Annotated in this window: 23 protein-coding genes and 1 pseudogene; 16 read left to right on the forward strand and 8 right to left on the reverse strand. The window is 70.6% G+C overall.

The window, feature by feature from the left end:
* Positions 1–30: 30 nt before the first annotated feature.
* From FVE25_RS29255 to FVE25_RS29285, 7 genes are all read left to right on the forward strand, one after another.
* Positions 31–1,353: an NAD(P)/FAD-dependent oxidoreductase gene (locus tag FVE25_RS29255; RefSeq protein WP_219825698.1), complete on the forward strand. Its 1,323-nt coding sequence runs from the start codon at positions 31–33 to the stop codon at positions 1,351–1,353.
* Positions 1,343–1,624, forward strand: coding sequence for a hypothetical protein (locus FVE25_RS29260; RefSeq protein ID WP_157250315.1), 282 nt, complete (start codon positions 1,343–1,345; stop codon positions 1,622–1,624). The genes FVE25_RS29255 and FVE25_RS29260 overlap by 11 nt, the downstream gene beginning before the upstream one ends.
* Positions 1,621–2,973 (forward strand): cytochrome bc1 complex cytochrome b subunit, encoded by a 1,353-nt coding sequence (gene qcrB, locus FVE25_RS29265; RefSeq protein WP_157250316.1) that lies wholly within the window; start codon positions 1,621–1,623, stop codon positions 2,971–2,973. Before FVE25_RS29260 ends, qcrB begins: the two co-directional genes overlap by 4 nt.
* An 84-nt stretch (positions 2,974–3,057) precedes the next feature.
* Positions 3,058–3,864 carry a M24 family metallopeptidase gene (locus FVE25_RS29270; protein WP_246267614.1) on the forward strand — a complete coding sequence of 269 codons (807 nt, stop codon included), beginning with the start codon at positions 3,058–3,060 and terminating at the stop codon, positions 3,862–3,864.
* Complete coding sequence (locus FVE25_RS29275; RefSeq protein ID WP_157250317.1) at positions 3,861–4,739, forward strand: metal-dependent hydrolase; 879 nt, start codon at positions 3,861–3,863, stop codon at positions 4,737–4,739. Before FVE25_RS29270 ends, FVE25_RS29275 begins: the two co-directional genes overlap by 4 nt.
* The gene (locus FVE25_RS29280) at positions 4,732–6,186 is read left to right on the forward strand and encodes a flavin-containing monooxygenase (RefSeq protein ID WP_157250318.1); all 1,455 of its coding nucleotides are present in this window, start codon (positions 4,732–4,734) and stop codon (positions 6,184–6,186) included. Before FVE25_RS29275 ends, FVE25_RS29280 begins: the two co-directional genes overlap by 8 nt.
* Positions 6,187–6,219: 33 nt before the next feature.
* Positions 6,220–9,285, forward strand: a complete 3,066-nt coding sequence (locus FVE25_RS29285) for a hypothetical protein (RefSeq protein ID WP_157250319.1) — start codon at positions 6,220–6,222, stop codon at positions 9,283–9,285.
* A gap of 310 nt (positions 9,286–9,595) precedes the next feature.
* Here the strand turns inward: FVE25_RS29285 and FVE25_RS29290 are convergent, their stop codons facing one another.
* The 3 genes and pseudogenes from FVE25_RS29290 to ggt form a co-directional block, all read right to left on the reverse strand.
* Positions 9,596–10,405, reverse strand: coding sequence for an MBL fold metallo-hydrolase (locus tag FVE25_RS29290; protein WP_157250320.1), 810 nt, complete (start codon positions 10,403–10,405; stop codon positions 9,596–9,598).
* Between the two features lie 121 nt (positions 10,406–10,526).
* Positions 10,527–10,661 (reverse strand): annotated as a pseudogene (locus tag FVE25_RS57095) (dihydrofolate reductase family protein); the annotation flags it as partial.
* A gap of 46 nt (positions 10,662–10,707) precedes the next feature.
* Positions 10,708–12,435 carry a gamma-glutamyltransferase gene (gene ggt / locus FVE25_RS29300; protein WP_157250321.1) on the reverse strand — a complete coding sequence of 576 codons (1,728 nt, stop codon included), beginning with the start codon at positions 12,433–12,435 and terminating at the stop codon, positions 10,708–10,710.
* Between the two features lie 94 nt (positions 12,436–12,529).
* Here ggt and FVE25_RS29305 point away from each other — a divergent pair, with 94 nt between their 5' ends.
* Both FVE25_RS29305 and FVE25_RS29310 read left to right on the forward strand, forming a co-directional pair.
* Positions 12,530–13,627 (forward strand): sensor histidine kinase, encoded by a 1,098-nt coding sequence (locus FVE25_RS29305; RefSeq protein WP_246267616.1) that lies wholly within the window; start codon positions 12,530–12,532, stop codon positions 13,625–13,627.
* Entirely contained in the window at positions 13,624–14,271 is a 648-nt protein-coding gene (locus FVE25_RS29310; protein ID WP_157250322.1) for a response regulator transcription factor, read from the forward strand. The genes FVE25_RS29305 and FVE25_RS29310 overlap by 4 nt, the downstream gene beginning before the upstream one ends.
* A 152-nt stretch (positions 14,272–14,423) precedes the next feature.
* Here FVE25_RS29310 and FVE25_RS29315 read toward each other — a convergent pair whose 3' ends face one another.
* Both FVE25_RS29315 and FVE25_RS29320 read right to left on the reverse strand, forming a co-directional pair.
* Positions 14,424–15,251: an alpha/beta fold hydrolase gene (locus FVE25_RS29315; protein ID WP_157250323.1), complete on the reverse strand. Its 828-nt coding sequence runs from the start codon at positions 15,249–15,251 to the stop codon at positions 14,424–14,426.
* Positions 15,248–15,619, reverse strand: a complete 372-nt coding sequence (locus tag FVE25_RS29320; protein WP_246267617.1) for a helix-turn-helix domain-containing protein — start codon at positions 15,617–15,619, stop codon at positions 15,248–15,250. The genes FVE25_RS29315 and FVE25_RS29320 overlap by 4 nt, the downstream gene beginning before the upstream one ends.
* 147 nt (positions 15,620–15,766) lie before the next feature.
* Between FVE25_RS29320 and FVE25_RS29325 the strand changes: the two genes are divergently transcribed.
* The 3 genes from FVE25_RS29325 to FVE25_RS29335 all read left to right on the forward strand — a co-directional run bounded on the left by FVE25_RS29325 (position 15,767) and on the right by FVE25_RS29335 (position 18,386).
* Positions 15,767–16,000 (forward strand): SHOCT domain-containing protein, encoded by a 234-nt coding sequence (locus tag FVE25_RS29325; RefSeq protein WP_157250325.1) that lies wholly within the window; start codon positions 15,767–15,769, stop codon positions 15,998–16,000.
* Between the two features lie 63 nt (positions 16,001–16,063).
* A complete protein-coding gene (locus tag FVE25_RS29330; RefSeq protein WP_157250326.1) occupies positions 16,064–16,939 on the forward strand; it encodes a sulfite exporter TauE/SafE family protein in 876 nt (291 codons plus the stop codon).
* Between the two features lie 58 nt (positions 16,940–16,997).
* A complete protein-coding gene (locus tag FVE25_RS29335) occupies positions 16,998–18,386 on the forward strand; it encodes a tetratricopeptide repeat protein (protein ID WP_157250327.1) in 1,389 nt (462 codons plus the stop codon).
* Here FVE25_RS29335 and FVE25_RS29340 read toward each other — a convergent pair.
* A complete protein-coding gene (locus tag FVE25_RS29340) occupies positions 18,372–18,755 on the reverse strand; it encodes a VOC family protein (protein WP_157250328.1) in 384 nt (127 codons plus the stop codon). The genes FVE25_RS29335 and FVE25_RS29340 overlap by 15 nt on opposite strands.
* A gap of 60 nt (positions 18,756–18,815) precedes the next feature.
* Here FVE25_RS29340 and FVE25_RS29345 point away from each other — a divergent pair, with 60 nt between their 5' ends.
* From FVE25_RS29345 to FVE25_RS29360, 4 genes are all read left to right on the forward strand, one after another.
* Positions 18,816–19,133: a PadR family transcriptional regulator gene (locus FVE25_RS29345; RefSeq protein WP_219825699.1), complete on the forward strand. Its 318-nt coding sequence runs from the start codon at positions 18,816–18,818 to the stop codon at positions 19,131–19,133.
* Complete coding sequence (locus FVE25_RS29350) at positions 19,130–19,576, forward strand: VOC family protein (RefSeq protein WP_157250330.1); 447 nt, start codon at positions 19,130–19,132, stop codon at positions 19,574–19,576. Before FVE25_RS29345 ends, FVE25_RS29350 begins: the two co-directional genes overlap by 4 nt.
* A 76-nt stretch (positions 19,577–19,652) precedes the next feature.
* The gene (locus tag FVE25_RS29355; RefSeq protein WP_157250331.1) at positions 19,653–20,255 is read left to right on the forward strand and encodes a TetR/AcrR family transcriptional regulator; all 603 of its coding nucleotides are present in this window, start codon (positions 19,653–19,655) and stop codon (positions 20,253–20,255) included.
* 4 nt (positions 20,256–20,259) lie between these two features.
* Positions 20,260–21,738 (forward strand): FAD-dependent monooxygenase, encoded by a 1,479-nt coding sequence (locus FVE25_RS29360; protein WP_157250332.1) that lies wholly within the window; start codon positions 20,260–20,262, stop codon positions 21,736–21,738.
* A gap of 130 nt (positions 21,739–21,868) precedes the next feature.
* On the opposite strand, the gene ald is transcribed toward FVE25_RS29360, so the two are convergent.
* Both ald and FVE25_RS29370 read right to left on the reverse strand, forming a co-directional pair.
* On the reverse strand, positions 21,869–22,984 hold the full coding sequence (ald, locus tag FVE25_RS29365; RefSeq protein WP_157250333.1) for an alanine dehydrogenase: 1,116 nt from the start codon (positions 22,982–22,984) through the stop codon (positions 21,869–21,871).
* Between the two features lie 52 nt (positions 22,985–23,036).
* Positions 23,037–24,419 carry an aspartate aminotransferase family protein gene (locus FVE25_RS29370; protein WP_157250334.1) on the reverse strand — a complete coding sequence of 461 codons (1,383 nt, stop codon included), beginning with the start codon at positions 24,417–24,419 and terminating at the stop codon, positions 23,037–23,039.
* Positions 24,420–24,644: the final 225 nt, after the last annotated feature.

The following is a 24,644-nucleotide window of genomic DNA, read 5'->3' on the forward strand; positions in this document are numbered from 1 at the left end:
TGCACACCCCCTGCTTGGAGGCTGTTTTCTGTGGTTCGGCCACGCATCGTGATCGTGGGCGGCGGCTTCGCCGGATACCAGGCGGCCCGGCGCGCGTCACGGCACGCGCGGGGCGAAGTCGACGTCGCGCTGATCAATCCGACCGACTTCTCGCTGTATCAGCCCCTGCTGCCCGAGGTGGCGGCGGGCATCCTGGAGCCGCGGCGCATCGCGGTTCCCATCACCTCGACGTTGCCGCGGGTGAAGCTCCTGCTCGGCACCGTCGGGGGCATCGACACCGGCCAGCGCCTCGTGCGCTACGTGGACGCCGAGAACAGGCCCGCGGAAATCGACTACGACCGGCTGGTCATCACGGTCGGCGCCGTCAGCAAGGTGCTGCCCATCAAGGGCGCCGCCGAGTTCGGGCACGGCTTCAAGGGCCTGCCGGAGGCGTTGTACCTGCGCGACCACATCGTGCGCCAGGTCGAACTGGCCGCGCACGCCCCGCCCGGCGAACGGCGCGCCCGGCTCACGTTCGTGGTGGTCGGCGCCGGCTACACCGGGACCGAGGTGGCCACCGCCGGGCACCTGTTCACCAGGGCGCTGGCCCGCTATCACCGTTCGCTGCGCGACGAGCCGATCCGCTGGATCCTGCTGCACCTCGGCCAGAGCGTGCTGCCGGGGCTGCGGCCGAGCATCCAGCGCACCGCCGAGCGCGTGTTGCGGCGGCGCGGGGTGGACCTGCGGCTGGGCGTGTCCGTGCGCGAGCAGACCCGCGAGGGCGTGCACCTGACGGACGACACGTACGTGCCGGCCAGGACCGTCGTGTGGACCACCGGCGTCGCGCCCGACCCCGTCGCGGCCTGCTTCGGGCTGCCGATGGTGGGAGGCCGCATCGAGGTGGACGAGTACCTCGCGGTCAAGGGCCACGACCACGTGCTCGCCGTCGGGGACATCGCCGCCGTGCCGGACCTCACGCGGCCCGGCGAGTACACGGGCATGACCGGCCAGCACGCCGAGCGCCAGGGCAAGCTCGCCGGCCGCAACGTCGCCGCCTCGCTCGGGTACGGCACGGCCAAGCCGTACAAGCACCGCAACCTCGGCTTCGTCGTGGACCTGGGCGGCTGGAAGGCGGCGGCCGACCCGCTGGGCGTGCCGCTGTCCGGGGTGGTCGCCAAGGCGGTGACCCGCGGCTACCACCTGATGTCGGTGCCGTCGGGCCGGGTGCGGATCGCCGCCGACTGGCTGCTGGACGCCTTCCTGCCGCGCCAGGAGGTCCAGCTCGGGCTGATCCGCTCCGGCCAGGTGCCGCTGGCCAGCGCCGGCCCCGAACTCCCCCATCTCGCCTACGAGGAGCCCGACAGTGAAACGTGAGACCTTGCGCAGAGTCGTGAGAGGCAGGCTCTGGCCTCCCGGCGAGGAGGCGTTCGAGGTGTCGAGCCGGCCGGGGAACACCGCGGTGCGCCGGCCGGTGGAGGCGGCCGACGTCACGGCCTCGCGGGCGGTGGCGCTGCGGGAGCCGTACACCTTCCTGGCGCCAGGAGAGCGGGCGTTTCCCGACAAGACGACGGCCAGACCGCGCGGGATCAAGCGGGAGCGCGATCCGCGCGGCGTCATCCGGGCCGGTTTCCCGGTGTCACGATGAAGGCTCTCGACGAGCGGCTCGGCGGCGGGCGCTTCCTGACCAAGGCGATGCGCAAGGTCTTCCCCGACCACTGGACCTACCTGCTGGGGGAGATCGCCCTCTACTCCTTCGCGGTCGTGCTGGTGTCGGGGGTGTTCCTGACCTTCTTCTTCAAGCCGACCATGACGGAGGTGGTCTACGACGGGGCCTACGCGCCGTTGCGCGGGCTGCGGATGAGCACGGCCTACGCCTCGACGCTGGAGATCAGCTTCGAGGTGCGGGGCGGGCTGCTCATGCGGCAGATCCACCACTGGGGCACGCTGATCTTCATCGGGGCGATCTGCATGCACCTGCTGCGCAACTTCTTCACCGGCGCCTTCCGCAAGCCGCGCGAGCTGAACTGGCTGATCGGGGTGCTGCTGTTCGTGCTGGTGATGGCCAACGGACTGCTCGGATACTCGTTGCCCGACGACGCGCTCTCGGGGGCCGCGTTGCGGATCACGCATTCCATCACGCTGTCGTTGCCGCTGGTCGGGACCTATCTGGCGATGTTCCTGTTCGGCGGGGAGTTCCCGGGGCAGGACGTCGTCCCGCGATTCTTCAGCCTGCACGTGCTGCTGCTGCCCGGGCTGCTGGCGGTGCTGATCCCGCTGCACGGCATGGTGCTGACCTGCCGGCAGACGCACACGCAGTTCAAGGCCAAGGGGCTGAGCGAGCGGACGGTGCGCGGGGTGCCGTTCTTCCCGGCCTTCGTGGCCAAGACGACCGCGTTCTTCCTGTGGGTGTTCGCGGGGATCGCGCTTCTGGCCGCGCTCTTCCAGATCAACCCCATCTGGCTGTACGGCCCGGCCCGGCCGACCGTCATCGCCGCCGGGTCCCAGCCGGACTGGTACATGGGCTTCCTGGAGGGGGCGCTACGGCTGATGCCCGGGTGGGAGGTGACCGTGTTCGGGCAGACGCTCACGCTGAGCCTGCTCATTCCGGCGCTGGTCGCCCCCGGGCTGCTGTTCACCGGGCTGGCGCTCTACCCGTTCCTGGAGCGGCGCTTCACCAAGGACCACGAGGTGCGCAACCTCCTGGACCGGCCCAGGGACGTGCCGGTCAGGACCGGGATCGGGGTGGCGGGCATCGTCTATTACGGCGTGCTGTGGCTGGCCGGGGGCAACGACGTGATCGCGATGACCTTCGACGTCAAGCTCTACACGACCACCTGGATCTTCCGCGTGGCGGTGTTCGCGGCGCCGGCGCTGGCCTTCGAGATCACGCGGCGGATCTGCCTGGCCCTGCGGCAGGGGGAGGCGGAGGCGCCTGAATCGGGTGTCGTCGTACGGACACCGGAAGGGAGGTATATCGACAGCGCGCATCGATGAGTGAGTGTGACCCGGTTCACCGGAGCAATCCTCTGGACCGGGTCCGGCTCGTTGATTACATTGGACTTTGTGTCCAATAAGACTGTGTCCGATCTGGGTCGCTTCCGTGAGCTGCAGCGGCTCGCCTACCAGGGGGCCGAGCACGTCGCGTCGCGGCTCGAGCCCGGGGTGACCGAGCGGATGGCCGCCACCGCGCTGCGAAAGTGGCTGGAGCGGCATGGGGTGGACGACTGGTTCCATGTCCCGTTCGCGTGGTTCGGCTCGCGGACGGCGTTCCGGAATTTCCGTGTTCCCACTCAGTTCTTGCCGACTTCTCGGGAACTGGAGGAGGGGATGCCGTTCGTCCTGGATTGCGCGCCGGTTCGGGAGGGGTTTGTCGCCGATATCGGGTTTTCTGGGTGTCTGGGGGATAACTCGGCGTGGGGGCGGCTGGATCGGGATCTTGCCGGGTATCGGGGGCGGATACTGGAGTTGGTGCGGGAGCGGCGGACTTTTCGCGATATTTACGTAGAAGTGGACCGGCTCATCGCCGAGCAAGGGCATCGGAACCGGCATAAGGTTTATCCCGGGCGGGTGATCGGGCATCAGGTTGCCCGAATTCGCCTGGGCGGGCCGCGGTTTGTGGTTTTTCAGTCCTTCGGATTCCGGACCCTGCGTACCATCGGCCGCGAACTCATCAAGGAACGCCTGGAAGGCCGCTCACCCCTGTGGGCCGGCGGGAAGGCCAGCGACCACCCGCCCACCCCGGGACTCTGGGCAGTCGAGCCGCACCTCGGCACCTACGGTGACGCGATCGGCGCCAAGTTCGAGGAACTGCTGGTCGTGACCGAGGACGACGCCCACTGGCTGGATGACGACCTTCCCCACGTCCGCCGCTGGGAGTCCGCATGACCACCACCCCCATCAAGCCGCGCCGGGTCAGGTTCTCGTGGGAGGAGACGCCACTGCACTGGGTGCCCGGCGACCCCTTCACCACCCACCTGATCAACGTGCTGCACATGCTGCTCCCGGCCGGCGAGCGCTGGTTCGTGCACGTGTTCAAGCAGGCGCTGCCGTACATCACCGATCCTCGGCTGAAAGACGAGGTCAAGGGGTTCATGGGGCAGGAGGGCACGCACGCGGTCGCGCACCAGCGCGTGCTGGAGCACATGAAGGAGCAGGGGCTCGACCCCACCCCGTACGTGGAGAACATCGAGTGGCTCTTCGAGCGGCTGCTCGGCGACCACACGATGCCGCCGAGGGCGCGGCGGGTGTTCTGGCTGAAGGAGCGGGTGGCGCTGATCGCCGCGATCGAGCACTACACCGCGGTGCTCGGGCAGTGGATCCTCGACGCGCGGCCGCTCGACGACGCCCGGGCCGACGCGGTCATGATGGATCTGCTGCGCTGGCACGGCGCCGAGGAGGTCGAGCACCGCAGCGTGGCCTTCGACCTGTTCGCGCACCTCGACGGCTCCTACGCGCGGCGGGCGCGGACCATGCTGGTCACCGGGCCGATGATCGTCGTGCTGCTCAAGCGCGGGGCCGCGTTCCTGATGGCGAACGATCCGATCGTGCGCGGGCGGATGACGGCCAAATGGTCGCATTTCTTTTACCGGGCGGGGCAGGGGCGCGTGCCCTCCCTGCGCAGCATGGCGTTGGCCGTACCGCGTTATCTCCGTCCGGGGTTCCATCCCAGCCAGGAAGGCGATCTTCAGCAGGCGCTCGACTACATCGCGATCTCTCCGGCGCACGCCGAGTTCGAAAGCTACAGGAGGTCCAGTGAGTAAGCCGGGAATCGTGATCATCGGCTCGGGCTTCGCCGGGATCGGGATGGCGATCAAGCTCAAGGAGGCCGGGTACCACGACTTCGTCATCCTCGAGAAGGCCGCCGACCTGGGCGGGACCTGGCGGGACAACACTTATCCGGGGTGCGCGTGCGATGTGCCGTCGCCTATGTACTCGTACTCGTTCGAGCTGAATCCCGGGTGGTCGCGGATGTTCTCCCCGCAGGAGGAAATTTGGGCGTATATGCGGGGTTGCGTGGATAAATACGGTGTCGGGCCGCATTTCCGGTACGGCCGGCAGGTTGTGGGGCTGGAGTACGACGACGTCGCCAGGGAGTGGACGGTCACCACCGAGGACGGCGCAACGATCCGGGCCAACGCCGTGATCTCCGGTATCGGCGCCCTCCACATCCCGAAATTTCCTGAAATACCGGGGCAGGAAGCCTTCGCCGGCCCTTCCTTCCACTCCAGCACCTGGGACCACTCCGTCGACCTGACCGGCAAGCGCGTCGCGGTCATCGGCACCGGCGCTTCGGCCATCCAGTTCGTCCCCCAAATCGCCCCCAAAGTCGGAAATTTACTGCTTTTCCAGCGCACACCACCCTGGATCCAGGCAAAGCCCGACTTCGCGCTGCCCGCCGGGGCCCGCAGACTCCTCGCCCTGCCCGGCGCCGCCCGCCTCCTGCGCAACACGATCTACTGGGGCCTCGAGACCCGCGCCCTGGGCTTCGCCGTGGACCCGCGCCTGATGAGGTTCCACGAGAACATGGCCCGCCGACACCTGGAACGCCAGGTCCCCGACCCGGAACTGCGCGCCAAACTGACCCCCGGCTACACCATCGGCTGCAAGCGCATCCTGATCTCCAGCGACTACTATCCCGCCCTGACCAGGCCGAACGTCAACCTGATCACCGACGCCATCACCGAGATCCGGGAACACTCGATCGTCGACGCGACCGGCGCGGAACACGACGTGGACGTGATCATCTACGGCACCGGCTTCAAGGTCACCGACTCCCTGCAGGAACAACGCATCGTCGGCCGGGCCGGCCGCAAGATCCAGGACGCCTGGCAGGAGGGCATCGAAACCTACTACGGCATCACGACCGCGGGCTTCCCGAACCTGTTCTTCCTGCTCGGCCCCAACACCGGCCTCGGCCACAACTCCGTCGTTTTCATGATCGAATCCCAGGTCCGCTACGTCATGAACTGCCTGCGCCTGCTGTCGAAGACCCAGGCCAAGGCCATCGACGTCAAACCCGGCCGCCAGCGCGACTTCCAGGACCGCCTGCACCACCGCCTCGACCCCCTCGTCTGGAACTCCGGCGGCTGCCAGTCCTGGTACCTCGACGAGCACGGCGTCAACCGCACGATCTGGCCCGGCTTCACGTTCGAATACTGGGCCCGCACCCTCCGCGTGGACCCCCGCGCATACGAACTCATCTACTAAAACTGTCGGTCACGATCTTTAGAGTCATGCCTCATGACGACTGGGGCATGGGAGGCGGTCCGCAAGGCCGTCGACGCCTACGACATGCACGCGGTGGCCGAGGTGGCCGCCGGACTCGGCGACGCCGAGCGCCGCGAGGTGGCCAGGGAGCTCGCCGGTTACCTGCCGACGGCCCGCGCGCAGGGCGAAGACGACCTCGAGCGCCAGTATGACCGGTGGCAGGACCTGCAAGACCTGGCCGCGGAAAGCGACACCCCAGTCCACGACCTCACCGCACACCAGCCCACGGGCGTGCTCCCCGCCCGCTGGCTCGAACCCATGCGCGTCGCCGGCGCCGCCACGATCCCCGGCGCCGCCGCGGCCGCCGCCTGGCTCAGCCGCCGCGAGCTCCGCCGCCCGTCCACACGCTGGGGATGGGCGAGCATGCCGGTGGACGACACCCCGCTGCTCCTGGACGTTCTGGCCACCCGCCCCGCCGCGTGGCAGGCCGATCTCGCGGTACGGCTGGCGCTGCGCCTGCGCGAGACCCGGCCGGTGGCCGACAACCACGTGCGCCTCGTGCTGGAGTTGCTGCGCCGTACCCAAGCCGAACCCCCCGCGCACGACCCGCTCACCCTCGCCTGGGTGGCGGCCTCCGTCCCGTCGTCCGCGTTGCTGGCCAAGGACCCGCTGCTGGCCGTCATGGTCACGCGCCTGTTCGAGTCCGAGGGCGTGGGCAGGCTGGTGCGCGACAGCCACGACTGGCCGAAAGCCCTGCACAAACTCACGGCCCGTTCCCTAACCGGCGCGCCAAGGGTGCCCAGGAGGGCCCTGCTGAAAGGCTGCGTGGCCCGCTTCCTCCGCGGCGGCCAAGCCGCCGACCTGCGCTTCTTCGTCCGCCTCCACGACCTGCTCGACCCGATGGACGGCGAAGTGGCCGACTACGCCCACGACTACCTCAGACTCCTCCCCTCCGCCCCAGGCCCCGTGGCCGAACTCGCCCTCAAACAGATCCGCCGGCTGGGCGACCGAGTCGAGGGCCAGGACGCCCGAGAAGCGGTGGAAGGACTCCTCTTCCGCCAGGAGAGCAAACTCGTGCGCGCCGGTCTGGCCTGGCTCGACCGCCTCCTCCGCGACCGCGCCCACGACCTCGATCCCTACGCCCCCGCCCTCGCCACGGCCCTGACCTCCGATTCCGCAGTGGTCCGCGAGCGAGCGGTACGGCTGGCCGCCAAACACGCCGGCCGCTTCGGCCTTTCGGGCACCCGCACCATCCGCGACACGATCGCCCTCCTCCCGGCCGCCCAGGCCGAAACGCTGGCCACCGCCTTCGACACACCCCCCGCCCCCGAACCACCCCCCTTCACCCCCCAGCCCCTCCCCCGGGTCCCGGAAACCCGCGCCTTCCCCAGCCCGCCCGCCACCCCCGAGGACCTCGCCGCCCTCAACCCGGCACCCCGCGACTGGACCACGGGAGAGCGGTGGCTGGCCGCCTTCGTCCACCTGGCCACGCGCGACCGCACCGGACTGAGGGACGCGCTCAAGCCGCTGGCCGACGGGTTCGGCGCCGACGCGTTCGCCACCTACCCATGGCACGACCTCGGCACGTGGACCACCGCCCTGGCCAGAGAACTATCCGACCCCGGCACCGAGGCCCGCGCCAGAGCGGGCGGTCTGGGCGTGCCCGGGGCTGGGAGTGGAGGCGTGGGCCGGATCCGAGGTGGGGGCGGAGGCGGGGGTGGGGGCGGAGGCCGCGGGCTGACCCGGGATCTGGCCGAACTCGGTGCTGAGCCCCGCGCCCTGACCGCAAGACTGGCCGGAGCCCGCGCCTTGAACGCGACCTTGGCCGCCGTTCGCGGCGAGCCCCCTGCGGGCGGCCCTCCACCCACCAGCCCTACACCCGGCAGCCATACACCATGCAGCCCTACACCCAGCAGCCCTTGGCCCGGCGGCCCTCCACCCGGCAGCCCTACGCTAGGTGCCCCTCCACCCGGCAGCCCTACACCCGGCACGCCCAGCGGACCTACACCCGCCAGGCTTACACCCGGCATGCCCAGCGGCCCCATCCCGGGCGGACTTGACATGCGTGGTGCACTGGGCGAGCGTCTGGCCCGTTCGCCCGCCGGCGCTCTGGGCGGCTATCTGCCGCTGGCCAGGTTCGCGGAGGTGTATGAGGCGCTGGTGACCGGTCGGCTTCCGCCGTACCTGCTGAGCACGCCGACGCGTGCGGACGGCGGGATCGACGCGGAGGCCCTGGTGGAGCGGCTGGAGGGGTACGAACGCGCGGGCGTCGCGGCGCTCCCCCTTGACCTGCGGCAGGCGATGCTCCGGCTGCGGCGGACCGTCCCTGCCGGGGTCGCCGCGCGTGCCCGGCGGCTGACCTGCGAGGCCGCCCGCTGGCTCACCGATCGACCCGATGATCCCCGGATCACCCTTGCCTGGAAGGCGACCCACTCCTCGGTGGAGGTCGAACCGGAGGTCGTCGCGGGACCTGATTACACGGAGTTGCTGGGCGATCTGATGCGACCGCAAGCGGATGCCGAGCCGTTCGAGCCTTTGCTGTCGGCGCTGGCCGGACACCGCGAGCTGGTGGCGGCCCACTATCTCGCCACCCTGTCCACCTACTGGGGAGACGGCCCGCTGACGGAACCCCAGCTACGCCGGCTGGCCCTGGCCGACGGTCCCACCGGCCCCGCGACCGGGATGCTCCTGGCCTGGCTGCTCCTCCACGGCGACCCCATGCTCAGAACACCCTTCCTCTGGCTGTCCGCCACAGCCGCCCTCCCCAGCGAGGAGATCGGCAAGCAGCTGGCTGCCCTCCTCGACCTCGAACACCGCACCGGCCTGCCCGCCGCCCTGGACCGCCTCCGCGAACTAGCCGAACTCGGAGCACACCAGGAGGTATGGCAGGTGATGTCCAGCCTCTTGACGGCCTACCTCCCCGGCCCCGGCGGCAAGGCCACCACCCTCCACACCCGCCTGGTCACGTTCGCCGCCGACGCCGCCACCTGGGCCGGAGCCCACGGCGCACACCCGGCCATCGCCGAACTGGCCACCCGCACCCGAACCAGCGAACTGGTCCGCCAAGCCCGCCGCCTCCACACCCACCTCACCACCTGACCTCCCGACCCCAGGCAGACAGACAGCGGCGGGGATAGGACACCGGCCGCGGGTCGTGACCAGGAGAAGGTGGAAGGCCACCGGCCGAGGATGGGCAAGGGCTCAGCGGCAGGCCACAGCATGGCGCGCCGCGCGACATCGGCCGAGCGCAGGCGGGGCCGGAAGGACGCGGCGCGAAGCAGGGCGGCGCGAAGCAGGGCCGCTAGGACGCGGGCGGGGTCGGGAGGTGGCCGGGGTGGGGCTCGCCGGTCGGGCCGCTGGTTGGGCTCCGGCGGCCCGATCGCCGGCGGGGTGGCCCGTTGCGCTCGCGTTACTGGGTGAGGCGCTGGAGTTGCCCTTCGTGGACGTCGCTTACCCATTCCCAGCCGGGCTTGGCCGACGGGCCGATCCGTGGGTCGGCGGGGGCTTGGCCGGTTCGCAATGCGAGTACGTACGCCCGGTCCTGGTCGATGCGTGCCCGTGCCTGGCCGGATCCGCCGACGGAACCGTGGCCGGGGATGACGACGTCGACGTCGCCCGCCACCTCCTCGAACAGCCGCAGTGCGGTGAAGTAGTCCCCGATCGGGTCCGTGGCGTGGTCCAGGTCGAACATCGGGACCAGGACATCGGACAGCATGTCGCCGGCGACGAGCACTCCGCGTTCCTCGATCAGCAGCGCGGCGTGGCCCGGGGCATGCGCCTGATGCTCGATGATGCGGACCTGAGGGCCGTCCCAGGGAATGTGCGCGGTTTCTGCGGGCAGGCCGGTGATGAGGCCGAGCAGGTCCAGCGGTACCTGTCCGGCGACTTCCGTCTCGAGCAGGTGGTCGGCGATGCGGGCCTTCGCATCCGGCTCCGACAGCTGGTCTCGGACCGAGGCCGCGCAGCGTGCCGTGCCGTAACGGGGCGCCTCGCCGAGCCGGGGGTGCCAGAGCAGGTGATCCCAGTCCGGATGCGTGGAAAACCCCGCCACGACGGGCCGGCCCAGCTCGCGAAGGTCGTTGGCGAGGCAGTCGAGCTCGGAGCCGGTCACCCCGGGGTCGATGAGCAACACACCGGCCCGGCCCTGCACCACAACGGCGTTGCTCTGCACGAACTCGCTCTCGTGAACCAGCACGCCCTCCGCGACCTGCCTCAGCATGAGCTCGCCTCCTTCGCGTCCTGGACGGCGTAACGGTGCATCGTGACGACGCCTTGCTTGAACGATCGCTGCTCGAGCAGTCGAGGTCGATCGGCACATCGTAGTCGTCGGACAGCGGCCTGCCGAAGCCGAGGATCGCGGGATGGGTGAAGAGCAGCCGTTCGTCGAGCAGCCCAGCCCGGAGCAGTTGTGTGGCGAGCGCCGCGCCGCCCAAGCGGCACCCTCCTGGACAACGCCGCCCAAGCGACCACCCCATGGGCGACACCGCCCACGCCGCATGGCCTGGGCGGTGTGGCGCGAGGCTACCTGGTGGGGTGTACCACCAGGGCGCTTCCGCCTCCCCTTCGGGAGGGTTCGGCGACGGCCTGGATGCGGCCCCTGCCGAGGAACTCGAGACCGGTGGCCGCCCCGATCTCGGGGTTGAGGGCGAAGGTGTGCCCGCGGGCCTCCAGCTCCGCCCGGTACTCGTCCAGGAAGCCCTGCTCGGCCTGCGTCTGGGCGGTGTTCCGCTGGGTGGCGCGTGGGGCGGCGAGGGCGTCGGGGAGGTTCATGCCCAGGTCGTAGCGGTTGATCAGGATCTGCAGGACCGTGGTGATGATGGTGGACCCGCCGGGTGAGCCCACGGCCAGGACTGGCTTGCCGTGCTTCAGGACGAGGGTGGGGGCCATGGAGGAGCGGGAGCGCTTGCCGGGGCCGGGCAGGTTCGGGTCGCCGGGGGCGGGGCCGAAGGTGAAGTCGGTGAGTTCGTTGTTGAGCATGACGCCGCGCCCGGGCACGACGATGCCGTTGCCTCCGGTCGACTCGATGGTGAGGTTGTAGGCGACCACGTTGCCCCAGCGGTCGGCGACCGTGAGGTGGGTGGTTTCCGGGCCTTCGCCGGTGACCTCGGGGGCGGTGCCGGTGGGTTGCGGGCAGCCGGTGTAGTCGCCGTCGGGTGAGCCGGGCGCCGCGGGGTGGGGCATGGCGCGGTCGCCGACCAGGCAGGAGCGCTCCTTGGCGAAGGCGTCCGACAGGAGTTCGCGCAGCGGCACGCCGGGGATGTCGCCGACGTATTTGCCCCGGTCGGCGAAGGCCAGGCGGGACGCCTCCAGGTATTCGTGGAGGCCGACGGTGGGCAGCGCCTCCAGGATGTTCAGGGCCTCGCCGACCGTGGATCCGCCGGAGGACGGCGGGGCCATGCCGTACACCTGAAGGCCCTTGTAGTCGACGCGGGTGGGTTCGCGCAGCACCGTGCGGTAGTCGCGCAGGTCGGACAGTTCCATGAGGCCGGGGCGGACGTTGCGGGTGGAGCCGGGGGTGACGGGCGGGTTCTTGACCGTGGTGACGATCTCGCGGCCGAGTTGTCCGCCGTACAGCCAGCCGGGGCCGCGCCGGCCGAGTTCGCGGTAGGTGTCGGCGAGTTCGGGGTTGCGGAAGGTCGAGCCGACGGGCGGCGGGGCGCCGTTGGGGAGGTAGAGCTTGGCGGTGGAGGTGATGTCCTTGAAGCGGGCGGCGTTGGCGGCCGTCTGGTCGTGGAAGGTCTGGTCGACGACGAAGCCCTTGTCGGCGACGTCGATGGCGGGGCGGAGCGCTTCCTTGAGGCTGGTGGTGCCGAAGCGGCGCAGGGCCGTCTCCCATTGGGCGACCGCGCCGGGGATTCCGGCGGACAGGCCGCTGGTGACCGCTTCGTCGAACGGGATGCCTTCGAGCGAGGTCGAGGTCATGGCCCGGGGGGCGGTCTCGCGGCCGTCGATCGTGTGGACTCTGCCGCGGCGGGCGTCGTAGTAGACCATGAAGCCGCCTCCGGCCAGCCCGGAGGAGTACGGCTCGGTGACGCCCAGCACCGCGCCCGCGGCGACGGCCGCGTCCATGGCGTTGCCGCCTTTTCTCAGTACGGCCAGCGCCGCTTTGCTGGCGTCGTGGTCGACGGTGGCGACGGCGCCGCCGTACCCCTCGGCGACCGGGACCTTCTGCTGAGGCACGGCCGACGCGGGCGGGGCGGTGGTGAGCGTGACGAGGACTGCTGCTGCGGGAACGATCACTCGGCGCATGGTTCCCACGATGGCGCAGGTACGCCGCCGGTGGTAGGGCCCCCTGCGACATCGGGTGGATGCGCTGGTCAAAGCGGTGAAATAGCGTAGGACCGTGAAGTCCAGGCTTGACCCTTATCTGGCCCTTGTCATGGCCGTCGCCCAGGTGGTGATCGGCCAGGGCGCGGAGTACGGCCAGCCGTTGCGGAAGGACCTGGACGCGTTCGCCTACGCGCTGCTGCTGGCCGGTCCGGCGTTGCTGCTGGTACGGCGGCGCTTTCCCGTCATCACCACGGCGCTGACCCTGGTCGCGACCGCGGTGTACGTCGTCGCCGGCTACCCCTACGGCCCGATCTTCTTCACGCCCGTCTTGATGCTCTTCTGGCTGGTGGTCGAGGGGAAACGGGTGGCCGCCTGGCTGATGGCCGTGGGGATGCTGGTCTTCTTCGAGGTGTACGCGTGGGTGATCGGGACGCGGACGCTCTTTCACGCCGCGGCGATCACCACGTTCATCATGCTGTTCATGGTCGCGGCCGAGCTGGTCAGGATCCTGCGTGAGCGCCGTGCCGAGCGGGTGCGCGCCGAGGAGGAGGAGGCCAGGCGGCAGGCCAGCGAGGAGCGCCTGACGATGGCCCAGGAACTGCACGACGTGCTGGCGCACAACATCTCGCTCATCCACGTGCAGGCCTCGACCGCGCTGCATCTCATCGACGATCAGCCGGAGCAGGCCAGGACGGCGCTGGCCACGATCAAGAGCGCCTCGAAGGAGGTGCTGGGCGAGATGCGCTCGGTGCTGAGCGTGCTGCGCGAGGGCGCCCCGCGGGCCCCGACCGCGGGCCTGGATCATCTGGACGGCCTGCTCGAGCGCTCCGGCGTGGACGTGACGTTGAAGCGCGTGGGCTCGCGGCCGCTGCCGCCGCAGGTGGAGCGGGCGGCGTACCGGATCGTCCAGGAATCGCTCACGAACGTCACGCGCCACGCCCCCGGCGCGAAGGTCACGGTCCGGCTGGAGTACGGCGAGGCCGAGCTGAGCGTCCTCGTCACGGACACGGGCGGCACCGCGCACGCGCCGCTGTCGGAGGCGGGCAGCGGCAACGGGATTCCCGGCATGCGCGAACGGGCCGCCGCGCTGGGTGGTTCGCTGGTGGCCGGGCCGGTCGCCGGCGGCTTCGAGGTCCTGGCCAGGCTCCCCCTACCCGAGGAGAACGCATGATCAAGTTGTTGCTGGCCGACGATCAGGCGCTGGTGCGCGCGGGGTTCAAGGCGCTGCTGGACGCCCAGCCGGACATGAGCGTGGTCGCGGAGGCCGCCGACGGCGAGCAGGCGCTGCGGCTGGCCGCCCAGCACGAGCCGGACGTGGTGCTCATGGACATCCGCATGCCGGGCACCGACGGCCTGACCGCGACCCGGCGCATGCCGCCCGGCCCGAAGATCATTATTTTGACCACGTTCGAGCTGGACGAGTACGTCTTCGAGGCGCTGCGCGGCGGCGCCAGCGGCTTCCTGGTGAAGGACACGGAACCGGCGGAGCTGATCCAGGCGGTGCGGGTGGTGGCGGCGGGCGAGGCGCTGCTGTCGCCGAGCGTGACCCGGCGGCTGATCGCCGAGTACGCCTCCCGGGCCAAGGAGCCGGTGGCGACCGAGGGCCTGGACCAGCTGACCGACCGGGAGCGCGAGGTCCTGGGGCTGGTGGGCACGGGCATGACGAACGATGAGATCGCGGCCAAGCTGTTCATGTCCCCGGCGACGGCCAAGACGCATGTGAGCCGGGCGATGATGAAGCTGCACGCGAGGGATCGGGCCCAGCTCGTGGTGATCGCGTACGAGTCGGGGTTGGTACGGCCCGGCTGGCTCTGACCGGGTTGCCGCACGCAACCCGGCACCACACCCGATCCGGCGCCACACCCGATCCGGCGCCACACCCGATCCGGCACCACACCCAACCCGGCACCACACCCGATCCGGCACCACACCCAACCCGGCACCACACCCAACCCGGCACCGAGGCGTCACCCCGTCAGGAAGGCCAGGGTCTCGGTGGTCTGGGGCGGGAGGAGGTGCCCGGCGTCGGGGAGCAGCCGGACGGTGGCGTTCGGGAGGTGGGCCAGCCGGCGGGCGGTTTCGCGGGAGTCGAGGAAGGCGTCGTGGGCGCCGATCACGACGAGGAGCGGCATGGTGAGCCGTCCCAGGTCGGCCACGATCGGCACCTTCTCCCGACGCGGCCGGAAATATCGATCAATAGCCACCTTGTGCCGGAAATATCCGGACTCGGGCGGGAGCGACACCGGCCCCAGCAAGATCCGCCGCGCCACCCGCTGACCGGGCCGCCCGAAAGGCAGGAACGGCAGGGCCAGCAGCAGCTTGCCGTACCTCTGCCGCCCGATCCCGCTGGGACAGGTCAGCACCATGCGCTCCACCCGCGACGGCGCGGCCACCGCGAACTCCAGCCCGAGCCACCCGCCCAGCGAGGTCCCCACGACGGACACCCGCCCGAGCCCGAGCCCGTCCAGCACCTCCCCCAGCCACGGCCCGTAGACGCCCGAGGCCAGCGGCGGCCGGGAGGGAGCGCTGAGCCCGGGCTCCCCGATCATGTCCACGGCCACCACCCGGAACCGCCGGGCCCAGGCACCCGCCGGACCCGCCCACATGGCCGCGTTGGCCGCCGACCCGTGCAGCAGGACCAGCGGCGGCGCGTCCGGCGGCCCGCTGACGACGGCGAACGTCTCGCCCTGGGACGTGGGCACCCGCACCTCCTCGTACGGCACCGGCCAGTCGCGCAGCAGTTCCCGGTAGCCGTCCTCGACGAGCCGGGCCCCTTCGGCCGAGCGGTAGTTCATGTCAGCGCCTCCACCACCCGCAACGCGTCGGCGGTCCGTCCCGGACTGCCCAGAATGATGATCTTGAGGCTGGCCCGCTCCTCGTTGTAGCTCATCTCCAGCCGCAGCCCGGAGGCGCTGCCCATCAGGGCGGAGCTGAGCCGATCGAGATCGGGCCGGCTGATGGCGTCCACCTGCACGATCGTGGAGACCTCGACGTAGCGGTCCTGCCGTGGCCGCGAGGCCAGCGGCGCCCCGGTGAACGCCTCGAGGTCTTCGCGCGAGATCCGGTAGGTCTTGCCGACCTTGACCGCCTTCAGCCGCCCGTCGCGCACGTAGCCGCGCACGGTCTTGACGTGGAGATCGAGCAGGTCCGCGACCTGGCTCACCGTGTAATCCATTCCCCATCACTCCCTTACAAGGGGAAGTATAGGGAAATACCCCAGGAGTTGTACGCCAGGGCGCGACCACGGTGCGATTCACCTGCTCACGAACAGGCCGACGCTTGGAGGCACGACACCAAGGAGGAGAGTGACATGCAGGCACACTTCTGGCCCGTCTTTCCGGCCTTCTGGTTGATGTTCTGGGTGGCCGTGGCCGGCCTGGCCGTCTGGGCCCGGCGCACCGGCCGGTGGGGTCCGCCCCGCCGTACCCAGACCGTGAGCCCGAGCCCCACGGCGGGCGCGGAGCAGATCCTCGCCGAGCGGTACGCCCGCGGGGAGATCGGCGACGACGAGTACATGGAACGCATGTCGGTGCTCCGCAGCTAAACGCTCCATAGAGTGAAACAAGTGTTACTGGTCGCGTCCGGCAACCGACGTTACGTTGCGTGCGTGGGCCCGGGCGCGCTGTTCGTCAGCGGCCTCGCCGCCGGCCTGGTGGCGGGGACCGCTTCCTGTACGGCGGTGCAGGGCGGCCTCCTGTTCGGCCTCACCGGCGACAGGAGGGTGACGCAGTTCCTGGCCGGGCGGCTGACCGCCTACATGCTCGCCGGAGCGCTGCTCGGCTGGCTCGGCGCCGCCGTACGGCTGCCGCCGCAGGCACGGGCGGGGCTGCTGGTCGCGGCCGGGATCGTGGTGATCACCTTCGCCGTCCGGCTGATCCGGCGCAAGCCGGCCTGCGCGCCGCCCCGGACAGGGCGGAAGACGGCCGCGCCGCTGATGGGCGCGGCCACGATCCTGCTGCCGTGCGGGGTCACGATCGGCATCGAGATGGTCGCCGTGTCCACGGGCTCCATTCTGGACGGCATGGCGGTGATGACCGGGTTCGTGGTGGGCAGTTCACCGGCGTTCGCGCTGCTCGGCTACCTCCTGCGCAGGCTCTCCCACACCCGGCTGGCCGTCGCGGGCGGGGCGCTCGCGGTCGCGGCCGGGCTCTGGACGATCGGCTCCGGCCTCAGCCTCGGCGCGAGCGCGGGCTGGTTGCCCGACGTGCGGCGGGTCGCGCCGGCCATGACCGAGCGGGGCGAGCAGAAGGTGGAGGTCTGGGCGATGCGCGATGGCTATCGCCCGGGGATGGTCGAGGCCCGCGCGCACGTGCCGGTGCAGATCACCTTCCATCTGGTCGATCAGGGATGCACGCGCACGGTCACCATCGACGGCCGCGATCTCGCCCTTCCCGCCACGGTACGGCTGCCGCCGCAGCCTGCGGGCACCCTGCGATACGTCTGCTCCATGGGGATGTACACGGGATTCATACGCTTCTCCTAGCAGACCAGCTCGGCGATTACATTCCGCTATCACGCGCTCACGTGTCACGCTGAGTGTCATGTCGTACTGGCAAGGAGAGGTGGCCGCGGCGGCTGTTCCGGCGCCGCGCACCGGAGACGAGCCTGAGCTGATCGCCGCAGCCCAGGCCGGTGACGCGCAGGCGGCACACCGCCTGGGCAAGCTGTACGCCCAGCGCGGCGACCGCTCCGCGGCGCGCCACTGGTGGGAGCGGGCCGCGGCCGGGGGCAACATCGACAGCGCCTACAACCTGGGCATCTGGCACGAGAAGCACGGCAGCCTGGAGGAGGCCGTCCGGTGGTACGAACTGGCCGCCGGAACCGGTGACGCCGAGGCCGCACTCAACCTCGCCACCCTGCTGCTGGAGCAGCGCGGTGACCTGCCGGGGGCCAGGACCTGGTACGAGAAGGCGGCGCGGGCCGGATCCCGCCCGGCCGCCCGCAGGCTGGCGCTGCTCTGCGAGGACGCGGGCGAGCTGGCCGTCGCCCGCGACTGGCACCGCCGGGCCGCCGCCGACGGCGACGTGGCCTCCGCGCACGACCTGGGCTTCCTGGCCTATTCGGCGGGCGAGGAAGAGGAGACCGTGCAGTGGTGGGAGTTCTCCGCCCGGGGCGGCCACGCCGAGGCGGCCTACCATCTGGGCCTGTTCCTGCAGGCCAGCCGGGATCCCGAGGGCGCCGAGGCGTACTACAGGCTGGCCGCCAAGAGTGAGCATCCCGGCGCCTCCTCGCAGCTCGGCGGCATCGCGCTCTCGCGGCGTGACCTGCGCACGGCGCGGGCCTGGTTCGAGCGGGCCGCCAACGCCGGGCGGCTGGAGGACCAGCGCATGGCGGGCTTCGTCTGCGTGGAACTGAGCGACTCCCAGGCGGCCAGCCACTGGTTCGGCCGGGCGGCGGCCAGTGGCGACGCCGAGTCGGCGTTCAACTTCGGCCTGCTGCTGATCGCCGAGTTCGGCGACCTGGCCGGGGGCCAGCACTGGTTCCGCCAGGCGGCGCTGGCCGGGCACCATCGGGCCGCGATGGAGCTGGGCGGGTTGTTGTCGGCCGCCGGGCACAACCGCGAGGCCGAGCAGTGGCTGGCCGAGCCGCCGCAGCCGACCTGGGACCGGCTGGCCGAGCCGGAGTTGCACGCGCGCGCCGAACTGGCCGCCGCGGCGACCGGGCGGCGCAGCGGCGTGGCGCTGAGCGTGCCCGAGCTGACCGAGGTGCTCGGCACCTGGGACCTGGTCACGCGTCCCCTGCGCGACCACGCGGACGTGGTGGTCTGGCTGGTGGAGCGCAGCGGGCTGCACGCGGGCGCCATCGACCACCTGGCCTCGGTCCGCGGCACGTTGCTGCGTCCCGGCTCCGCGCCCTGGCCCAGCCCGCACGAGGTGGGCCAGGTGCTGGCCACCGCCCGCGAGCTGCGGACCCGGCTAGGAGTTCGCTGAGTCCTGGCTGAGGTGGAAACGGTGCCCCTCGTTGTCGAGGAAGACCGCCGACCAGCCCCACGCCTCCTCCACGGGCGGGGCGAGGAACTCCACGCCCCGGCCGGCCAGCTCCGCGTGGGCCTGGACGATGTCGCCGGCCGCGAACAACACGTAGTTCGGCTGGTCCCGGCTGAGCACGGGCCAGTCGGGACCGGCCTTGTAGAGGACCAGGCGCACACCGCCGCCGGGCGGGGTCACCTCGATCCAGCGGGCGTCGGGGCCGTAAGGCTGGTCGGTGGTGACCTCGAAGCCGACCTTCTTGGTCCAGAAATCGACCGCGGCGGCCTGGTCCTGGACGTAGAGCGTGACCTGGTTGACCTTGATCGTCACTATGTCCTCCTTGGTTATATCCGCAATGGATATAACCACTCTGGTGTTATGGTGTCAAACATGCTCACCACTGCCGGGTTCCATGTGCTCCTGGCACTGGCCAGCGAGCCCGCCCACGGCTACGCGATCATGCGATTCGTCGAGCACGTCAGCGGTGGAGCGGTCAAACTGGGTCCGGGCACGCTCTACCGGACCATCAGCCGGCTACTGGCCGACGGCCTGGTGGAGGAGACGGACGAAGGCCACCCCGAAGCCCCCCACGACGCCAGGCGGCGCTACTACCGGCTGACCCAGGCGGGCGAGGCGGCGGCCCGTGCCGAGGCCGCACTCATGGCCAGGATGGTCACGGCCGCACGAGAGGCTGGGTTGGTCACATGACAACGCTGAGACCACAGGGGCTGAGCCCGCACCTGTTCGTCATCGACGCCGAGCGCGCGATCGCGTTCTACCGGGAGGCGTTCGGCGCCGTCGAGGTCTTCCGCAACACGCTGCCCAACGGCGTGATCCTGTTCGTCGAGCTCCAACTGGGCGACGGCCGGCTGCTGGTGAGCGAGGAGACGCCGGAGCTGGGCGCCCTGGCCCCGCCGACGCTGGGCGGCAGTCCGGTGCTCATCCTCCTGGAGGTGGACGACCCCTCCGAGGTCGAACGGCAGGCGCTGGCCGCCGGCGGCGCCTCGGAGATGCCGGTCCAGGAGATGTTCTGGGGCGAGAAGTACGGGGTGGTCCGCGACCCCTTCGGCCACCGCTGGGCGGTGACCACGGCCCGCGAGCAACTCACCCCGGACGACATCGTGGACCAGACCCCGGACAACCCGGTCTGACGTCTTTCTATCAAGTGATTGACATCCCGCCGAGCGGCCGCCTACCTTTCTATCAATTGATAGAAAGGTGGGCCGGATGTCGGTCAAGCGCGCCAAACCGGGTCCGCGAGCGGAGGAGCGCCGCGAGAGGCTGGTCGCCGCGGGCTACCGCGCCATGGTCCGCTCCGGCCTCGAAGGGGCCCGCACGCGCGACATCGCCGCCGAGGCCGGGATCACCATCGCCACCCTGCACTACTACTTCCCGACCAAGGACGACCTGGTCCGGGCCGTGCTGGAGCACACGATCCGGCAGCAGATGCTGGCCCCGCTGGGGCTGGACACCGACTGGGACGACGGGCTGGCCGCGCTGCGGACGATGCTCACCGGGCTCATACGTCACGCCGACGCAGAACCCGGGCACTTCCGCCTGCTCAACGAGATGATCTGGGCCTCCCGCGAGGACCCCGCGCTGCGCGAGATGATCGGCGCCTGGCACACCGACTGGCACGCCACCGTCACGGGCTGGCTGCGCGGTGCCCAGGACGACGGACGCGTCCGCGCCGACCTGGACCCCGCGACCACGGCAACGCTGATCATCTACGTCGTGCTCGGCGTGGTGACCCGCCCGCCCCTCCCCGACGGCGCCGAGGACCGCCTCGGCGACGAGCTCCACCGGTTGCTCGCGACTTTCGAGGAGTGACCCCATGCCCGAGGTAGTGATCGTCGGCGGCAGCCTGGTGGGCTTGTCCGCCGCCCTGTTCCTGCGGACGCACGGCGTGGACGTGCTACTGGTCGAGCGGCACGCCGGCACCTCCATTCACCCCCGCACCCCCGGCTACAACGCCAGGACGATGGAGCTGTTCCGCGCGGCGGGCGTGGAGGAGGCCGTGCGCGCGGCCGGGGCCTGGCAGCTGACCGGCACCGGACTGCTCTGGGCCGAGACCCTGACCGGCCCCAACCACCACTGGCTGGCCCTGCCGAACACCGGCTCCCCGCAGGATGACCTCAGCCCGTGCGCGGACGCGATCCTGTCCCAGGACGTGCTCGAGCCCGTGCTGCGCAAGCACGCCGAAGCCCTGGGCGCCGACCTGCGCTTCGGCACCGAAATGGCAAGCTTCGAGCACCACTCCGGCGGCGTCACCGTGACCCTGCTCGACCGGGAAACCGGCGTGCGCACCACCACCGAGGCCGCGTACCTGATCGCCGCCGACGGCGCGGGCAGCGGCATCCGCGCCGCGCTGGGCATCGGAAGGAGCGGCGTCGGCGTGCTGGAGCACGTGGCGGGCATCATGGTCAGAGCCGACATCCGGCAGGAACTCGGCGACCGGAGCTTCGCCATCGCCCAGGTGGACAACCCCGGCTTCACCGGCATGGCCCGCGTCGTCGGCGACAAACTGGCGCTGAACGTGACCTACGACCCCGGCGAAGGCGTCGCGCAGTTCACCCCTGACCGATGCGTGGAGCTGGCCAGAGCCGCCACGGGCCTCCCCGGCCTGGACGTCGAGCCACTGGACGTCTTGCCCTGGGCCAACACCGCCGCCGTGGCCGACGCCTTCTCCGTCGGCCGCGTCTTCCTCGCCGGGGACGCCGCCCACGTGATGCCGCCCGCCGGGGCCTACGGCGCGAACACCGGCATCCAGGACGCCGCCAACCTCGCCTGGAAGCTCGCCTACGTCCTGCGCGGCTGGGCCGGGCCCGGCCTTCTCGCCACCTACGACACCGAGCGGCGGCCGGTCGCCCAGCTGACCATGGAGCAGGCGCTGGCCACGGGCCGCGACTGGTTCGGCGCCGACCTGCCCGCCGAGGCCCACGCGATCGAACTGCTCGACGTAGCGGTCGTGAAGTTCGGCTATCGGTACGGCGAAGGCCGGCCGTACGAGGATCCCCGGCACCCCAGCGGCACCCCCGGCAGCCGGGCCCCGCACGTGTGGGTGGCGCCCGGCGTCTCCACGGTGGACCTGTGGGCCCGCGGCCTCACCCTGCTGACCGGCCCCGAGGGCACGGCCTGGGCCGAGGCCGCGAGACGCCTGGGCCCCCCGCTCACCGCGCATCAGATACCGGCCGGAGCCGACGCGGTGCTGGTCAGGCCGGACGGCTTCATCGCCTGGCGAGCGGATGGCGCCGAACCCGACCCCGAAGCGGCCCTGGACGCAGCCTGCCGGAACCTCCTGGCCAGGGACTGACCACGGAGCCAGGGCAACGAGGCGCACGTAACGGCGGCAGGCCACGCGCGGCCTGCCGGCCGTTCCCCTGGAATGCCCCCAGCCCCGTGCGGGGGGTGGGGGCAGGTCGGCTCCGCCGTAAAAAAGGCTGTTACGCGGCGAGGACCTCGGCGACGGAGACGGAGGGGATGCCGAGGGCGGCGCCGACCGGCTCGTTGGTCAGGCGGCCGGCGTGGGTGTTCAGGCCGAGCGCGAGCGCGGGGTCGGACTGCAGCGCCTCCTTCCAGCCCAGGTTGGCCAGCTTGACCGCGTACGGGAGGGTGGCGTTGGTCAGGGCGTAGGTGGAGGTGTTGGCCACCGAGCCGGGCATGTTCGCCACGCAGTAGAACACCGAGTTGTGGACCGTGTAGGTCGGCTCGGCGTGGGTGGTCGGGCGGGAGTCCTCGAAGCAGCCGCCCTGGTCGATGGCGATGTCCACGAGCACGGAGCCCGGCTTCATGCGGGAGACCAGTTCGTTGGAGACCAGCGTCGGGGCCTTGGCGCCCGGGATGAGGACGGCGCCGATGACCAGGTCGGCCTGCAGGACCTCGCGCTCGATGGCGTAGGAGGTGGACACCAGGGTCTTGAGGCGGCCCTGGTAGATGGCGTCGATGAAGCGCAGGCGGTCGATGTTGGTGTCGAGGACGGTGACGTCCGCGCCCATGCCGACGGCGATCTGGGCGGCGTTCAGGCCGGAGACGCCGCCGCCGATGACCACGACCTTCGCCGGGGCGACGCCGGGCACACCGCCGGGGAGCACGCCGCGCCCGCCGTTGAAGCGCATGAGGTTGTAGGCGCCGACCTGCGGAGCCAGGCGGCCCGCGACCTCGGACATCGGGGCGAGCAGCGGCAGGGCGTTGCCCACCTGGACGGTCTCGTAGGCGATGCCGGTGACCTTGTTGTCCAGCAGGGCCTGCGCGCACTCCTTGCCCGCGGCCAGGTGCAGGTAGGTGAAGAGCACCTGGCCCTCACGCATGCGGTGGTACTCCTCGGCGATGGGCTCCTTGACCTTGAGCACCATGTCCGCCTCGCCCCACACGGCGTCGGCGGTGTCGAGGATCTTGGCGCCCGCGCCCAGGTACTCCTCGTCGGTGATGGACGAGCCGAGCCCGGCGCCACGCTGGACGAAAACCTCGTGGCCGCCCCGGGTGAGCTCGTGGACTCCCGCGGGAGTGGCGGCGACGCGGTACTCGTGGTTCTTGACCTCGGCTGGGACGCCGATCTTCATGGACGGATCCTTTCGGGGAGCTCCGGCACGCCTTTGTGCCGGATGGAGGGTGTCAGAGGCGTTTCCACGCCTCGGTGAGGACGGAGCGCAGGATCGACTCGATCTCGTCGAACTCCTTCTCACCCGCGATCAGCGGCGGGGAGAGCTGGATGACGGGATCACCGCGGTCGTCGGCGCGGCAGTAGAGGCCGGCGTCGAAGAGCGCGTGGGAGAGGAACCCGCGAATGAGCCGCTCGGACTCGTCGGCGTTGAACGTCTCCTTCGTGGCCTTGTCCTTGACCAGCTCGATGCCCCAGAAGTACCCGGACCCGCGCACGTCACCGACGATGGGCAGGTCCTTGAGGCTTTCCAGCTTGCCGCGGAAGACGGGCTCGTTGCGGGTGACGTGGCCGAGGAGGTCCTCGCGTTCGAAGATGTCGAGGTTGGCCAGGGCGACGGCGGCGCTGACGGGGTGGCCGCCGAAGGTGTAGCCGTGGGCGAACATGTTGTCGCCGCCCTTGAAGGGCTCGAAGAGCCGCTCGTGCACGATCGCGGCGCCGATCGGCGAGTAGCCGCTGGTCATGCCCTTGGCGCAGGTGATGATGTCGGGCACGTAGTCGAACTTCTGGCCGCCGAACATCGTGCCGAGACGGCCGAAGGCGCAGATGACCTCGTCGGAGACGAGCAGCACGTCGTACTCGTCGCAGATCTCGCGCAGGCGCTGGAAGTAGCCGGGCGGGGGCGGGAAACAGCCTCCGGCGTTCTGGACCGGCTCGGCGAAGACGGCGGCCACGGTGTCCGGGCCCTCCATCTCGATCGCCTGGGCGACCCGGTCGGCGGCCCAGCGGCCGTACTCCTCGGGGCTCATGCCCGGGACGCCGGTGATCTCGTCGGCCCGGTAGTGGTTCGTGTTCGGCACGCGCACCGAGCCGGGCACCAGGGGCTCGAACATCTGCTTGAAGGCCGGGATGCCGGTGATCGACAGAGCGCCCTGCGGGGTGCCGTGGTAGGCGATCTGGCGGCTGATGACCTTGTGCTTGAGCGGCTTGCCGACCAGCTTGTAGTACTGCTTGGCCAGCTTCCACGCGGTCTCGACCGCCTCGCCGCCACCGGTGGTGAAGAAGACGCGGTTCAGCTCGCCCGGCGTGTGCTCGGCCAGGCGGGCGGCCAGTTCGGCGGCCTTGGGGTGGGCGTAGGACCACAGGGGGAAGAAGGCCAGCTCCTGTGCCTGCTTGGCGGCGGCCTCGGCCAGCTCGCTGCGCCCGTGCCCGGCCTGCACGACGAAGAGGCCGGCCAGGCCGTCGAGGTAGCGTTTGCCGTGGATGTCGTAGATGTAGGACCCCTCACCACGCACGATGGTGGGGATCTCGTTCTGCTGGTAGGCGCTGTGCCTGGTGAAGTGCAACCACAGGTGGTCCTGCGCGGCCTTGAGGACGTCGGATTCCGGCTGCGTCATGGTTATCGTCCCTCGTGTCAGAGCTCCCAACAGTCTGCCCTTCCACCAGGGGGATTGCCAAGTGAAAGCGTCGCATCAATATGCAAGAAATCCGAGATCCGCAGAACGCATATGTAACGGCAACGAAATCCGCAGGTAGATTAGGTCAGCGGTTTTCACCTTGTGGAACCTTCTGTGATCCAATGAGCTGTACCTGTTAGTTAGACCGACCCGGGGGACCGTCGC

The sequence above is a fragment of the Nonomuraea typhae genome (genome assembly GCF_009760925.1).
In the GTDB taxonomy this organism is placed as follows: Bacteria; Actinomycetota; Actinomycetes; order Streptosporangiales; family Streptosporangiaceae; genus Nonomuraea; species Nonomuraea typhae.